We start from the raw sequence: 13,233 nt of genomic DNA on the forward strand, positions 1-13,233 counted from the left end.
CCGACGCCCGCGGCCGCCTGGGTGTGCCCGATGTTGGACTTCAGCGAGCCGAGCCCTGGGGCGCGGGCGGGGCAGCGGGGTGAGGGGGGCGGTCGATGTGGGGCTGGGCATGGGGGCTCCCAGGGTGCGGGGTGATCCAGGCGATGGTTTCTCGTGTAACGTCAGCGACCACCCCAACCGGACCGGAGGCGCCTGAGGCGTTTACTCCGACCCACCGAATGTGTTACACGTGTAACGACGTTATCCGGGACCCTCCATGAACACAAGGCATTTCGGACATTCACCCGAAACGCCCGATGTCTCGGGAGACCGCCCGGCCCACCCCGCAACATCCGTACGGACGCCCGTACACGCACAGAAAGAAGGGGAAATGACGCAAGCGCCTCCCGGAGCCCCCACCGGACAGCCGGCCGTCGACCTCGACCTCGGAGCCTGGCCGCCGCCGTCCTTCCGCGCCCCGCTCACGCCGCGTGTCGACCAGGACGGCACCCGCCACTTCGACGGACTGACGTACGCGGTCACCCTCGGCTACCGGCCTTGCCTGCTCGACGTCCGGGTACCTGCGGCCGAAGACCCGGTCCCCGCCGTCGTCTGGATCCACGGCGGCGGCTGGATCGAGGGCGACCGGCGCTACCCGCCGCCGACCGTGCCGGCCGAGCTGCTGCACGGCACGTTCCGCGAGGCCGGGCTCGCGCTGGTCAGCATCGACTACCGCCACAGCCTGGAAGCGCCGTTCCCGGCCCAGCTCCACGACGTGAAGGCCGCCGTCCGCTACGTCCGCCGGTTCGCCGCCGAGCTCGGCATCGACCCGGACCGAATCGGCGTCATGGGAGAGTCCGCGGGCGGCCACCTGGCCGCGCTCGCCGGACTCGTACGCCCGGACGCGGGCGACGAGGCCGCCGCGCTGGAAGGCGGTGTCGGCGTCCGGGACCAGGACAGCGACGTGCGGGCCGTCGTCAGCTGGTACCCGGCCACGGACCTCGGCGCACTGCTCGCCCACCCGGTGCCGATGCCGCCCGCACCGGACGGCGCCGCCTTCCCCGACCCGTATGCCTCCCTGCTGGGCGGCACCCCGGACCAGTGGCCGGACCTCGCCCGCACCGCCAGCCCGGTCACCTACGTGGGCGGTGCCACCCCGCCCCCGTTCCTCCTGGTCCACGGGACGGCGGACCAACTGCTCCCGTACAGCCAGAGCGAGGACTTCGCGGCGGCCCTCCAGGAGGCCGGCGGGGAGGTCACCCTGAGGCCGGTGGAAGGTGCAGACCACATCTTCCTCGGCGCCCCCGACGTGACACCGATGGTCACCGAGAGCGTCGCCTTCCTCGCCCACCACCTGGGCGCCTGAACCCAGGCGACGACCACACGGCCCGCACCGGCCTCGTGCGGGGCACCGTCACCACGGCGCCCCGCGCGAGGCGCACCCGCAGGAGCCACCTCCACGGCTGACATCCCCGGCCCCGGAGCCGCCGCGACTCATGACCAAGCCCTCCGGAGGTAACACGTGTAGCCGGACAGTCGAGCCCTCCGGGGCCGACCGAACCGGCTACTCAGGAGGAGCGGCGGTGTACCAGGACGGGCTCCACTCCAGGGACCTGCGGCGGCACACCGCGCTCCACCAGGTCGTGGAGGGCGTCGGCCACCTGCGCGGGCGTGGGGAGGTCCAGCCGTACGGAGGTGAGCGGGGGCTCCTGCAGCGCGGACAGCACGAGGTCGTCGCACCCCACGATGGCGACGTCCTCCGGGACGGCGACACCGGCGGCGCGCAGGGCGTGCATCAGCAGCGCGGCGTACTCGTCGTTGTAGGCGAACACCCCGTCCAGGCCCACCTCACGCCAATTGCCCGCGAGTTCAGCGGCGGATTCATGGGTGAAGGACAGCTCCAGCGCACTGACGGTGGCCGTGCTGCGGGCGGCGACGCCCTCGGCTCCGGCCAGTCGCGGCCGGGCGAAGGTGGCCAGACCGCGTTCCCTCGGCATGATCACGCCGAGGCTGCGGCACCCCCGGGAGAGCAGGTGCATGGCGGCCATCGCGCCGATGCGCTCCTGGTCGAGGTCGATGGTGTGGGCGCCCTGCACCTCGCGGGAGCCGAACGCCAGCACTCCACGCACTCCGGCCCGGCTCAGCACGTCCACGGCCTGGCCGGAAAGGCTGTCGCCGTCCAGGGCCACGACGGCCGCCGGCCGGAGTTCGGCCCAGGCCCGGGCGGCGCTCACCGGGTCGGGGAACCGTCCGGCGTGCAGCACCAGCACGTAGCCGTGGCGCTCAAGTTCGCTCTCCAGGTCGTCCACCCAGGCCGCGACCAGCCGTCCGGCCGCCGACACGGACGCCGGCATGAGCACGAGGTTGCTCCGGCCGGCCCGCAGCGACCTGGCGGCGGCGTGCGGCACGTAACCGAGCTGCTGGGCAGCCTCCAGCACCCGGGCGCGCGTGGTGTCGCTGACCCGGTGGGCCTGGGTGTTGTTGAGGACGAAGGACACGGTCGCCCGCGACACCCCGGCCAGGCGCGCCACGTCCGCGCTCGTGACGACGGCCGGCGCCGTCGGCTCCTTGCCCATGACGTTCCTTGCCCCGCTCTCGCCGCGTTCCCCGACCGGCCCGGAAGCCGACCGACAGTTCCCTCCCAGGTTACACGCGTTACTGGAGGCTGGAGGCGAGTGCGGGCCCGGCTCAGACCACCGCCGTGGACCGGGTCGCAAGACGTGGGCGGGTGGATGCGACGGACCACGTGGCGACGGAGTGCATGGGCCGGCCCCGGGCTGTCAGGTGCCCGGGGCCGGATGACCGCACCCCTCGTGCGCAGCCAACCAAAGATTACACGTGTAACGCCCCCATCGGGGATGCGCGCGGAGACTTTTCGATAACGCTCCCGTTATTCGCGCGCGGGCAGCCGCCGACCGTGCAGGCGGCGTGCGTGACCGGCCAGGTCGTCCACCGGGAGGGTGACGGAGTCGAAGCGCATGGTGGTGCGTGCGCCCGTCCGGTAGCGGTCCCATCGCGGCAGGTCCGTGTGGTTCGGGTCGCCCGTACGGGCGAAGGCGATCCACGCCTGGTGCATGCTCCGCGCCAGTCCGGCCCCCACGGTCGGTTCGATGCCTGCGACGAGCGGAGCGTGGCCCCAGCGCTCGAAGTTGTCGAAGACGAAGGGCAGTTCGAGGCAGTGCGCCGCGCCGAGACGGCCGCCGTAGGCGGGCGCCGGGAAGTCGAACTGGTACGCCCAGACCGGCCGCCCCAGCTCAGCCCTGGCCTCGGCAAGCCGCAGGGAGGGCACCCGGAACAGTTCGTCCGTGATCAGGTCCATCAGGACCTCGGCGGGACCGGCGCCGGGGCGGCTACACGTGTATGCGGCGTAGACGTCGGGTGCGGCCGCTTCCCCGAAGCCGAGCGCGATCCGGCCGAGCACCTGCTCTCGAGTGGCCGCCGCGTAGGCGGGGTCCAGAGCGAAGGCGAAGTTGGCCTCCTCGCGGGTCCAGCCGATGAGTACGTCAATGTCCGCGGCGGCGTCCTCGAGGAGGGTCTGCGCGGGGTGCCGGTCGAGCGTGACGCCGTCCCGTACGGGGAGGAAGGGGGTGGGCCAATGGCCCCAGCGGGCCGTGTGGGCGAAGAGCCCGCCGGCGGCACCGACCAGCCGCTCCCACGGGAGGCGTCGCAGCTCCCCGACGTCCGCCACGCCGGCACACCTCAGGTACGCGTCCACGCGCTCGCGGTACTCGGCCCGGGTGGGGGCGTACAGCCCGAAGGGCGGGCTCTGCAGGATGACGCGCCGCAGCAGCTGCCGCGCTTCGGGGTGTCCGGCCAGGGCGGCGGTCGAGACGGCGCCGCCCGACTGACCGGCGACGGTGACGTTGGCGGGGTCGCCGCCGAAGCGGTCGATGTTCTCGTGCACCCAGCGCAGGGCGGCGAGCTGGTCGGTGAGCCAGAGGTTGGACGGCTGGTCCGGCGTCCCCTCTTCATCGTCGAAGGACAGGTAGCCGAGTGGTCCGAGGCGGTAGTTGAGGGTGACGACCACCAGGTCGCCGTCGCGGGCGAAGGTCTCACCCGAGTAGACGGGCAGCGATCCCGATCCTGAGACGAATCCGCCGCCGTGGATCCAGACCAGCACGGGCCGGCGGGCCTCGTCGGGAGCCGGCGTCCACACGTTCAGGGTCAGGCAGTCGTCGTCGAACGGCGGGGAGCCGTGGCCGCCCAGGACGGGGTCGCCGCCCTCGGTGAACATCTGCGGGGCGCTGGGTCCGTAGGACGTCGCGTCCCGCGTGCCGTTCCAGCCGGGGTGCGGCCGCGCGGCGCGCCAGCGCAGTTCCGCCACCGGAGGTGCGGCGTAGGGCACGCCCCTGAAGACCGCGATTCCCTCCTCTTGGCGCCCGCGGAGCCGTCCCGTCGCCAGCTGCACGACGGGTGAGCCCTGTCCTCGTACGGCGGTCATGCGCGTCCTCCTCGTCCGGCAGTCCGCCCGGTAAGGACGGTACGACCTTGGTAGCAACACGTGTAACACCATAGTCACCCGCGCATGGTCACGGTCGGCATGCAAATGCTGTAGAGGGCTATCCAAGCGGGGCTTGAGGCTGCTACACAATGCACCAAGCCCGAGATAACACGTGTAACCCACGGCCTCGGCGCAGCCGTCCCCACCCATGCGACCGCCGCCGCGCACCCACGCGTGCCCTCCCGGCGCCCGTCGCCCCTCTCCCTCCCCTCCCCCGCCGCGCGCTCCGTGCGCCCGTATCCCCCGGTGGTCACCGTGACAGCTGATGAACTGCTCAGACCGGACGCGCCCCCGGCAGCCCCCGCGCCACCCCGGCGCGGCCTTCTGCTGCTGCTCCTGCTCGCGAACTCCTCGATGTTCGCCCTCTACATGGGCGTCGGCTCCGTGTTGCTGCCGACGCAGATCGCGGACATGGATCCGGCGAACAAGGTGGCCGTCCTCGGCGCCGTGGGCGGTGCCAGTGCGGTCTTCGGGACGGTGTTCAACCCCATCGCCGGTGCGCTGTCCGACCGGAGCGGACGCCGGAACCCGTGGATCCTAGGCGGTGCCCTCGCCTCGCTCGCCGGTATGGCCTTCCTCGGCGGTGCCCGGACCGCGCTGTGGGCGGGCATCGGCTGGTGCCTGGTGCAGGCGACGATGAACGTCTACCAGGCCGCCGTCACCGCGATCGTGCCCGACCGCATCCCCCTCGCCCGCCGTGGCACGGCGTCGGCCGTGGTGGGGCTGGCGCTGCCGGTCGGCGGCACCGTCGGCGTGATGATCGCCTCGCAGACCGCGGGCCGGCTGACGACTGGCTATCTGGTGCTCGGCGCGCTGGCGGCCGGGGCGGCTCTGCTGCTCGCCGCCTTCTGCCGTGACGTTCCGTCGCGGCGCGAGCCGGCGCCGTCGGTCTCCACACGGGAGAAGGCCGCCGTCTTCCTGTCCGCCCTCGCGGACCACGACTTCCGGTGGGCGTTCATCGGGCGGGCGCTGATGGTGCTCGGATACTTCTCCGTCGTCGGCTACCAGCTGTACATCCTCGACGACCACATCGCCCTGCCCGACGGGCTGGAGCCGGCCGACGCGATCGCGGTGCTGACCCCGCTGTCCATGGGGGCGATGGCGCTGTCCACGGTCCTCGGCGGGGTGCTGTCCGACCGCTGGAACCGGCGGAAGGTGTTCGTCGGCGTGTCCGCGGCCCTCGCCGGGGTCGTGACGGTGATTCCGGTGATCAGCCCGACCTGGACGGGGATGCTGGTGTTCAGCGTGCTCAACGGGCTGGCGTTCGGCTGCTTCATGGCCGTGGACACGGCGGTGGTCACGCTGGTGCTGCCGCGGGCGCGGGACGCGGCCCGTGACATGGGCGTGCTGAACATCGCCAACGCCGGGCCGCAGATCATCGCCCCGTTCGTCGCCTCGGCCATCGTGACCGCGCTGGGCGGCTACGGTCCGCTGTTCCTGATCGGCGGCGCGCTGTCCCTGCTGGGTGCGCTGGCCATCGTCCCCATCCGCAAGGTGCGTTGACCGGCCGCAGTACGGCCGCACACGGACCTGCCGCGCAGTTCCGGCGGGCGCGCGCCGGGGGGCACGCGCCCGCCGGTCCACCGCCTCCCATCGCCCCCCGGCCTTCCGTTCGCCCTCCCTCTCCCTCATCGAAGGAACACCCGTGAGCCGTAAGAGACTTCTCCCCCTGGCCGCCCTGCTGCTGTGCACCCCGGCGCTGACCGGAACGGCGCCGGCGAGCGCCGCGACGCACACCGGGCCGTCCGCCGGCCCGTCCGGGCCGCTGCGCATCCTGCTGACCAACGACGACGGTTACGACGCCCCCGGCATCCGCCTGCTGTTCGACCGGCTGACGGCGGCGGGCCACGAGGTCACGATCGTCGCCCCGCTCACCAACCAGAGCGGTGTCGGGACGAAGCTGACCGGCGGCGGCGCCCTCCGGGTGAACCACCCCGAGCCCCGGGTGTGGGCCGTGGGCGGCACTCCCGGCGACTCGGTGTCCTTCGGTCTGGCCACCGTGTTCCGAGACCGGGCGCCCGACCTGGTGGTCTCCGGTACGAACTTCGGGCCCAACACGGCTTCTCTGGCGACGCATTCGGGGACGGTGGCCGGTGCGATCACCGCCCTGGAGCAGGGGGTTCCCGCGATCGCGGTGAGCGCGGGCGAGCTGGCCGACCCGGTTCCGCAGCAGATCCTCAACGCCATGCGGCCCACGGGCGATTTCACCGTCAAGCTGATCGACCGGCTCCGGGCGCGGGCGAAGAACGGCCGTCTGCTGCCCGAGGGCCTGGGCCTGAACGTCAACCACCCGCTGGTCGGTGCGGACGGTACGGGGACGGCACGCGGGGTGTCCGTGACGACGCAGGATCCGCAGCTGGGCCTGGGGGTGGGCTACACGGACGCGGGTGACGGGACGTGGAAGGTGAACGTGGCCCTGGTCCCGGCCGTCGCCCGGAAGGGCGGTGACGTGGAGGCGGTGAGCGCCGACCGGATCGCCGTCTCCCCCATCAGCCCCGACTGGAACGCCGGGACCGTGTCCCTGGCCGCGACCGCGGCGCTCGTGAGCGGCCTGCGCCCGTGACCCGCCGGTCCCGCCCCCGCCGCCCGGAGGGCGGGCGGGGGAACGGCTGAGCCGTCCGCGCACGCCCACGCCCCTCCCCCGGCCGTCCGGTGCGGTTCACCCGCATCACGGGCCGGCCCGGGGTGGGGCGGGGCCGGGTGGGCCCGGGTGGGCCCGGATGATTTCGCGTCACATGTCGTCGTGGTGGCCGTACGCCCCTCGGATCTGTTCCGGGCTCTCGCCCCGGAAGGTGATGTGCCAGTGCATGTGTTTGGACTCCTGGTACAGGCCCAGGTTCGTGGTGACCGAGCAGGAGCCGTGTTCGCGTTCGACGCGGGCGGCGACCGCGCGGACCACGGCGACGACCTCGGCCAGCAGGCCCTCGTCCGCCGGGCCGAGGTCGGTCAGGGAGGGGACGTGCGTCTTCGGGACGACCACGATGTGCACGGGGTGCGCGGGGTTGGTGTGGTGGAAGGCGAGCACCCGGTCCGTCTCCATCACGCGCTGGACGGGGACCCTGCCGCTGAGGGCCTGATTGCAGTAGAAGTCGCTGATGTGCGCGTCGGTCGTCGTGGGTGTCATGGGTGTCGTCCCTTCATCGGTGTGACCCGGCGGGTGGGTCCGGTCAGGCGCAGGTGTCCGTATAGTCGCCGTCGCCCGGGGGGCGGCCCACGTCCGCGTGGATCCTGACGAGCACCTCGCTCTGTCCCTCGCCGCGGGCCGGGTGGGGCAGGGCGGGGCCGGTCGAGGGGAAGAGGGCGGCGATCTGTGCCGCCGCCTTGAGGGCGGCGGGCTCCAGGCCCCGGATCTCGATGGTGATGACGTTCGCGCTCATGCCGAAGGGGAGGGGGCCCGGGCCCGGACGGTTCCGGTGGCGGTGACGGCTCACCCGAAGGGACGCGTCGCCGTCCGCTGCGGGGCGGTGCCGGGGGTGGTGCGGACGGTACGGAGGGTGCGGGTGTGGCGTACGGGCCCGGGGGCCCGGGGTCACCCGGGCGGGTCAGGCGGTGGCGGGGCGGCTCCCGCTAATGGCTCAGGATCGGGGCCCCGGCCGGGCGGGGGCCGGGCGGGGTGTCTAGCGTCGCTGGCAAGCACATCGGTTCCCGAGGCTTGTGGAGACGACCATGTCCCGTAGTGGGCGGTGGATGGCCGGTGCCTGTGCGAGTGTGGCCGCCGTGGCCCTGCTCGCCACCTCGACCCCCGGACCGGCTCCGGTGCATCGGGGGGCGGCCGGGGGTCAGGGTGGGCCGGGGGTCGCGGTGGGTGCCTATCTCCACTACGGCTCGCCCGGGGTCGACCGGATGCAGGGGCTCTCGCGCTGGCTCGGCGGGACGGAGCTGCGCGCCGGGCACACCTATCTGCCCGGGGACACGTGGGCGAACATCGAGGGTGCGCCGGATTCCCTGAGCAGTTGGGCGCGGTGGCGCAAGGAGCGGCGGGACCGGCTGTTCGTCCTGAACGTGCCCATGTTCGAGGGCAACGAGGCCGACGTGCCCGACGAGCGGGTCGCGGAGCTGATCCGCTCCGGTGCGCGGGGCGAGTACGACCGGCATTTCCGGCGGCTGGGGCAGCGGCTGGTGGGGCTGGGGGTGCCGGACACCGTGATCGTGCTGGGCTGGGAGATGAACGGTTTCAACTACACGCACCGGTGCAAGCCGGATCCGGAGAACTGGAAGCGGTACTGGCGGCGTGTGGTGGGTGCCATGCGGTCGGTGGAGGGGCAGCGGTTCCGTTTCGACTTCGCGCCCAACCGCGGTCCGGACGCGATCGGTTGGACGAGCTGCTATCCCGGGGACGACGTGGTCGACGTCATCGGTATGGACTCCTACGACCAGCCTCCCGGGGACTCCTTCGACGAGATGGTCGACCAGCCGTACGGGCTGCGCCGGCACGTTGAGTTCGCGAAGGCGCACCACAAGCGGATCTCGTATCCGGAGTGGGGGCTGTTCCGCAACGGTGACAACCCGGAGTACATGCGGCGGATGCTGGCGTGGATCGCCGAGAACAGGCCGCTGTACCACAGCATCACCGACTACTGCCCGCACGGTGTGTGGCAGTGCGGGGAGAACCCGCGTTCCGCACGTGTGTTCCGGGAGTCCCTCTCGCGCCGTTCGTGAGGCGGGCCGATCCGGCGCCCCGCCGGGTGACGCCGCGTCCTCGGCGAGGGCGCGGCGTCGGTGCGGGGCGGGTTTGACGGGGCCTGCGCGGCCTTGAACTCCGCGGCGTTCCCGAGTGGTTGCACGGGCCGGGCCCTGTCGGGGCCCGGCTCTTTCGCGTGCCGTGCCGCGCCGTGCCGTGCGAGGGGGCGGATCCGACGGCGCAATGGTCGGACAAGGTGAAGGAATATGATCTCCGGCCGCTTTGCCGAACCGAGATATTTCATGTCGTGTCCGGCACCGCACGCATGAACGTTTCGTGCAAAATGGGCGGTCGTCGGGATCCGTAACGCAGTATCTGAATGCGGAGGTATCACGATTGCCTAAAACAAAAAAACGTTGGGAGAGTCATCGCTCTCCGGCCCTGTTCGTCACGGTCTCCGTAACCGCCGCACTGTTCACCCCTGCCGCCCCCGCCCAGGCCGCTTCCCTCTACGGCATAAAGGCCGTAGCCGTCGCCGCCTCCAAGAAGGGCGCCCCTTACGTCTACGGCGCCACCGGGCCCAGTGAATTCGACTGTTCGGGCCTCACCCTCTACGCGTTCCGCGCGGCCGGCCGGGACCTGCCCCGCACCGCGGAAGCCCAGTACGAGAGCACGGACCACATCTCGCGCACCCAACGCGCACCAGGAGACCTGGTCTTCTTCCCCACCGGGGGAACCATGGGCCACGTCGGCATCTACGCGGGCCACGATGAGATCTGGCACGCTCCCCGACCCGGCACCCGGGTAAGGCTCGAACGGATCTGGACGGGCGCCGCCCGCTATAGCCGGGCCAATTAGCGACACCGGAGCGAGCCTCCGAGAATCCCGATCGCACATCACACACCGAATACCGAATCGGTGTCACAGGCGCGGGCAAAAAGCGACCGAAAACGAATTGATCGGCCTACCGAGAACCCTTTACGGAGGGGCGTCCGGCGGTCGAGGCACCGTCGCGCGCCCTTCTGCCGGGGCCGGTTTCGCATCGCCCGTCGAAGAGAATGGGCCATGGAGCGGTGAATGAAAAGACCGACGAATACTTGTATGGATCACGGGGCGGCGGCGCCACCCGTCGGGGTGCGGTGCGCGCGTCTTCGGCGCGACACGCCGGTGGTCAGGTGAATACCCGGCACGCGGCCCTCGGAGGCGGTGTGATCCAGGTTCGACGTCCGTCATCGACCTTGGAGTGACATGCGTATTCGAACTGCGTTCGCCGCGACCGTGCTGGCCGCCGTCGGCATTCTCGGCGCCACGGGTTCCGCCGTTGCCGACGCCAACGCCAGCGGTGCCGCCATCGGCTCCCCGGGCGTGCTGTCCGGCAACGTCGTCCAGGTGCCGATCCACATCCCGATCAACGTGTGCGGCAACACGGTCAACGTGGTCGGCCTGCTCAACCCGGCGGTCGGCAACACCTGCGTCAACACCTGATCCGCCCGCGGCCCTCGCGGCCGCACCGACGGTCCCCCTGCCCCGCCCGGTCAACGGGCGGGGCAGGGGCCGTTGTCGGTGTCCCTGGCTAGGCTGGCCGGATGACCGAGATGGAGATCGTCGCCGAACGGGGCGCGTGGCGCAGCGGGTTCGAGGAGCGGTTGCTGACCGCCTACCGGGCGGTGGGGTGTTCGGAGCCCGTGGCGCGTGCCCTGCTGGAACGGGCCGTGAAGGGGATCGACGACTGGACGCTGGCCACGGACGGTACGGGCTGGATAGCCGTGGGGGTGGCCGAGGACAACGGGGTGCCCGTGGGCCGGATCCACGACCTCACGGTGGCGGGGCCGCGGGGGCGGGCCTGGGCGGAGCGGTGGTGCGCGGAGCGGGGCGCGCGGCGGGTGGTGGTGCGGCTCACCGGCGGGCCGGGGGCCTTCGCCGACTATCCCGTCCGGGGGCAGAACCGGATGCGTACCGTGGCCGAGCGGCCGGAGCTGCCGCCGGGGCTGACGGTCCGGCGGCTGCGCGAGGAGGAGTACCCGGGGTGGTACGCCCGCGAGGAGGCCTCGTACATCGCGGACATCGTCCGGGCCGGGGCGTTGACGCCTCGGGAGGCCAGGGAGAAGTCGGACCGGGACTTCGCCGAGTACCTCCCGCAGGGGTATCTGACGCCGGGGCACGCCTTCTACGCGATGGAGGCCGGCGGCGTGGTCATCGGTACGGGCTGGGTCAACCACGGTTTCCTGCCGGGGGTCACCTTCGGGTTCTCCCTGGAGGTGCACGAGGAGCACCGGGGCAAGGGCTACGGGCGGGCCGCGATGGCCGTCGGGGCGTGGGCCACCCGGCAGGGCGGCGACGAGGCGTTGATGTTCAACGTGTTCGGCGGGAACGAGGTGGCGATGGGCCTGTACGACGGCACCGGCTTCGCCGTCGTGGACGAGTTCCGGTCGATCGACCTCTGAGGCGCGGCCGGGTGGCGGGCCGGGCCCGGGGGCGGCGCGGGGCCGGCCTGCCGCCCCGGACGGGCCTACCGCCCGGGCCGGGCCCGGGGGCGCGAGGCCGGACTGCTCCCCGGGGCCGGCCTGCCGCCCATGCCCGGGCGACCGCCCCGGACCGGCCGGCTGCCCGGACCGGCGGGGCGGACCGCGCGGGAGCGGTGGCTATTCGGGGCGGTCCGTGCCCGTGGAGGTGTTCGGGGCGGGCCGGGCCAGCCGGGAGTTGCGGTAGGAGTAGCCGAAGTAGATGACCAGGCCGATGAGGAACCAGACCACGAAGCGGAGCCAGGTCTCCACGCGCAGGTAGGTGATGAGCCAGATCGAGGCGATGACTCCGACGGCCGGGAGGACGGGCATCAGCGGGGTGCGGAAGGTGCGCGGCAGGTCGGGGCGCCGGTAGCGGAGCACGATGACCGAGGTGCAGACGACGGCGAAGGCGAGCAGGATGCCGATGTTGGTGAGTTCCGCCGCCTCGCCGATCGGTACGAAGCCGGCGATGACCGCCGAGGCCACGCCGACGATCCAGGTGACGCGGGTGGGGACGTGGCGGGTCGGGTGCGTCTTGGCGAACCAGCGGGGCAGGAGCCCGTCGCGGCTCATGGAGAACCACACGCGGGTCACGCCGAGCATGAACGTGAACATCACCGTGAGGATGCCGATGATCGCCCCGACCGCGATGACGTCGGCGATCGCGGGCAGCCCGGCCGCCTTGAAGGCGCTGGAGAAGCCGCTCTCCGGGTCGATGTCGGTGTACTTCTGCATGCCCGTCAGGACCAGGCAGGCGAGGACGTACAGCACCATGGCGATGGCGAGGGAGTAGATGATCGCCCGGGGCATGTGGCGCTGGGCGTCCTTGGACTCCTCCGCGGCCGTGCTCATCGCGTCGTAGCCGAAGACCGCGAAGAAGACGGTGGCCGCGCCGGTGAAGGCTCCGCCCACGCCGAAGGGGAAGAAGGGGGTGTAGTTGCCGGTGTTGATGTGGAAGAAGCCGACGACGATGACCAGCAGCACCACCAGTACCTTCAGGCCGACGACGACCGTCTCGAAGCGGGCCGCGTTCTTGATGCCGAGGGTGAGCAGATAGGCGGTGAACAGGCACAGGACGGCGGCGATGAGGTCGAAGCGGTGGCCGTCTCCGGTGCCGGGTGCTCCCAGCATCCAGGTGGGCAGGGAGGCTCCGGTCTCCTCCAGGAGGAAGTTGAAGTATCCGGAGATGCCGATGGCGACGACCGCCACGATGGCCGTGTACTCCAGCAGCAGGTCCCAGCCGATGAACCAGCCCGCCAGTTCGCCGAGGACGGCGTACCCGTAGGTGTAGGCGGAGCCGGCCTTGGGGATCAGGCCGGCGAACTCCGCGTAGGAGAACGCGGCGGCGGCGCTGGCGATGCCGGCGATGAGGAAGGAGAGGAGTACCGCCGGTCCGGCGACTCCGTTGGCGACGGTTCCGGCGAGGGTGAAGATGCCCGCGCCGATGATGCCGCCGACGCCGATGGCGGTGAGCTGCCACAGGCCGAGGGTGCGGGTGAGGCGCTCGCTCGCGGCGCCTTCGGGCTCTTCGATGTGCTCGATCGGCTTGCGCCGGAATGCTCCTTGCCCCGACCACACCGTGCCCATGCTCCGGGTCCCTTCCGCCGAGGATGACGAGCACACATCAT

Annotated in this window: 12 protein-coding genes and 1 pseudogene; 7 read left to right on the forward strand and 6 right to left on the reverse strand. The window is 71.9% G+C overall.

Annotation, left to right across the window (positions count from 1 at the left end; all coding sequences use genetic code 11):
* Positions 1 to 140 (reverse strand): hypothetical protein (locus AB0O29_RS20400; RefSeq protein WP_365153361.1); only part of this gene is annotated, 140 nt, incomplete at its 3' end.
* 230 nt (positions 141 to 370) lie between these two features.
* Here AB0O29_RS20400 and AB0O29_RS20405 point away from each other — a divergent pair.
* The gene (locus tag AB0O29_RS20405; protein WP_365153324.1) at positions 371 to 1,345 is read left to right on the forward strand and encodes an alpha/beta hydrolase; all 975 of its coding nucleotides are present in this window, start codon (positions 371 to 373) and stop codon (positions 1,343 to 1,345) included.
* Positions 1,346 to 1,547: 202 nt separating this feature from the next.
* On the opposite strand, the gene AB0O29_RS20410 is transcribed toward AB0O29_RS20405, so the two are convergent.
* Both AB0O29_RS20410 and AB0O29_RS20415 read right to left on the reverse strand, forming a co-directional pair.
* Complete coding sequence (locus AB0O29_RS20410) at positions 1,548 to 2,555, reverse strand: LacI family DNA-binding transcriptional regulator (RefSeq protein ID WP_365153325.1); 1,008 nt, start codon at positions 2,553 to 2,555, stop codon at positions 1,548 to 1,550.
* Positions 2,556 to 2,869: 314 nt separating this feature from the next.
* Positions 2,870 to 4,420, reverse strand: a complete 1,551-nt coding sequence (locus AB0O29_RS20415) for a carboxylesterase family protein (protein ID WP_365153326.1) — start codon at positions 4,418 to 4,420, stop codon at positions 2,870 to 2,872.
* A 315-nt stretch (positions 4,421 to 4,735) separates the two neighbouring features.
* On the opposite strand from AB0O29_RS20415, the gene AB0O29_RS20420 reads away from it, so the two are divergent.
* Positions 4,736 to 5,983 carry an MFS transporter gene (locus AB0O29_RS20420; protein ID WP_365153327.1) on the forward strand — a complete coding sequence of 416 codons (1,248 nt, stop codon included), beginning with the start codon at positions 4,736 to 4,738 and terminating at the stop codon, positions 5,981 to 5,983.
* 142 nt (positions 5,984 to 6,125) lie between these two features.
* Positions 6,126 to 7,043, forward strand: coding sequence for a 5'/3'-nucleotidase SurE (gene surE, locus AB0O29_RS20425; RefSeq protein WP_365153328.1), 918 nt, complete (start codon positions 6,126 to 6,128; stop codon positions 7,041 to 7,043).
* A gap of 168 nt (positions 7,044 to 7,211) precedes the next feature.
* On the opposite strand, the gene AB0O29_RS20430 is transcribed toward surE, so the two are convergent.
* A complete protein-coding gene (locus tag AB0O29_RS20430) occupies positions 7,212 to 7,604 on the reverse strand; it encodes an HIT domain-containing protein (RefSeq protein ID WP_365153329.1) in 393 nt (130 codons plus the stop codon).
* Positions 7,605 to 7,647: 43 nt separating this feature from the next.
* On the reverse strand, positions 7,648 to 7,857 hold the full coding sequence (locus AB0O29_RS20435) for a hypothetical protein (RefSeq protein WP_365153330.1): 210 nt from the start codon (positions 7,855 to 7,857) through the stop codon (positions 7,648 to 7,650).
* 289 nt (positions 7,858 to 8,146) lie between these two features.
* On the opposite strand from AB0O29_RS20435, the pseudogene AB0O29_RS20440 reads away from it, so the two are divergent.
* The 4 genes and pseudogenes from AB0O29_RS20440 to AB0O29_RS20455 form a co-directional block, all read left to right on the forward strand.
* Positions 8,147 to 9,127 (forward strand): annotated as a pseudogene (locus AB0O29_RS20440) (glycosyl hydrolase); the annotation flags it as partial.
* A gap of 370 nt (positions 9,128 to 9,497) precedes the next feature.
* The gene (locus AB0O29_RS20445; protein WP_365153331.1) at positions 9,498 to 9,959 is read left to right on the forward strand and encodes a C40 family peptidase; all 462 of its coding nucleotides are present in this window, start codon (positions 9,498 to 9,500) and stop codon (positions 9,957 to 9,959) included.
* Between the two features lie 390 nt (positions 9,960 to 10,349).
* A complete protein-coding gene (locus AB0O29_RS20450; RefSeq protein WP_365153332.1) occupies positions 10,350 to 10,586 on the forward strand; it encodes a chaplin in 237 nt (78 codons plus the stop codon).
* 101 nt (positions 10,587 to 10,687) lie between these two features.
* Positions 10,688 to 11,545 (forward strand): GNAT family N-acetyltransferase, encoded by an 858-nt coding sequence (locus tag AB0O29_RS20455; protein ID WP_365153333.1) that lies wholly within the window; start codon positions 10,688 to 10,690, stop codon positions 11,543 to 11,545.
* A gap of 198 nt (positions 11,546 to 11,743) precedes the next feature.
* Here AB0O29_RS20455 and AB0O29_RS20460 read toward each other — a convergent pair whose 3' ends face one another.
* Positions 11,744 to 13,192 carry an amino acid permease gene (locus AB0O29_RS20460; protein WP_365153334.1) on the reverse strand — a complete coding sequence of 483 codons (1,449 nt, stop codon included), beginning with the start codon at positions 13,190 to 13,192 and terminating at the stop codon, positions 11,744 to 11,746.
* Positions 13,193 to 13,233: the final 41 nt, after the last annotated feature.

This window comes from Streptomyces sp. NPDC089915 (assembly GCF_040684675.1).
Lineage (GTDB): Bacteria > Actinomycetota > Actinomycetes > Streptomycetales > Streptomycetaceae > Streptomyces.

What these genes read in the sequence shown, in the direction of transcription:
- AB0O29_RS20405 (WP_365153324.1), top strand. Translation starts at nt 371, where the DNA reads ATGACGCAAGCGCCTCCCGGAGCCCCCACCGGACAGCCGGCCGTCGAC.
- AB0O29_RS20435 (WP_365153330.1), bottom strand. Translation starts at nt 7,857, where the DNA reads ATGAGCGCGAACGTCATCACCATCGAGATCCGGGGCCTGGAGCCCGCC.
- AB0O29_RS20410 (WP_365153325.1), bottom strand. Translation starts at nt 2,555, where the DNA reads ATGGGCAAGGAGCCGACGGCGCCGGCCGTCGTCACGAGCGCGGACGTG.
- AB0O29_RS20455 (WP_365153333.1), top strand. Translation starts at nt 10,688, where the DNA reads ATGACCGAGATGGAGATCGTCGCCGAACGGGGCGCGTGGCGCAGCGGG.
- AB0O29_RS20460 (WP_365153334.1), bottom strand. Translation starts at nt 13,192, where the DNA reads ATGGGCACGGTGTGGTCGGGGCAAGGAGCATTCCGGCGCAAGCCGATC.
- AB0O29_RS20430 (WP_365153329.1), bottom strand. Translation starts at nt 7,604, where the DNA reads ATGACACCCACGACGACCGACGCGCACATCAGCGACTTCTACTGCAAT.
- AB0O29_RS20415 (WP_365153326.1), bottom strand. Translation starts at nt 4,420, where the DNA reads ATGACCGCCGTACGAGGACAGGGCTCACCCGTCGTGCAGCTGGCGACG.
- AB0O29_RS20450 (WP_365153332.1), top strand. Translation starts at nt 10,350, where the DNA reads ATGCGTATTCGAACTGCGTTCGCCGCGACCGTGCTGGCCGCCGTCGGC.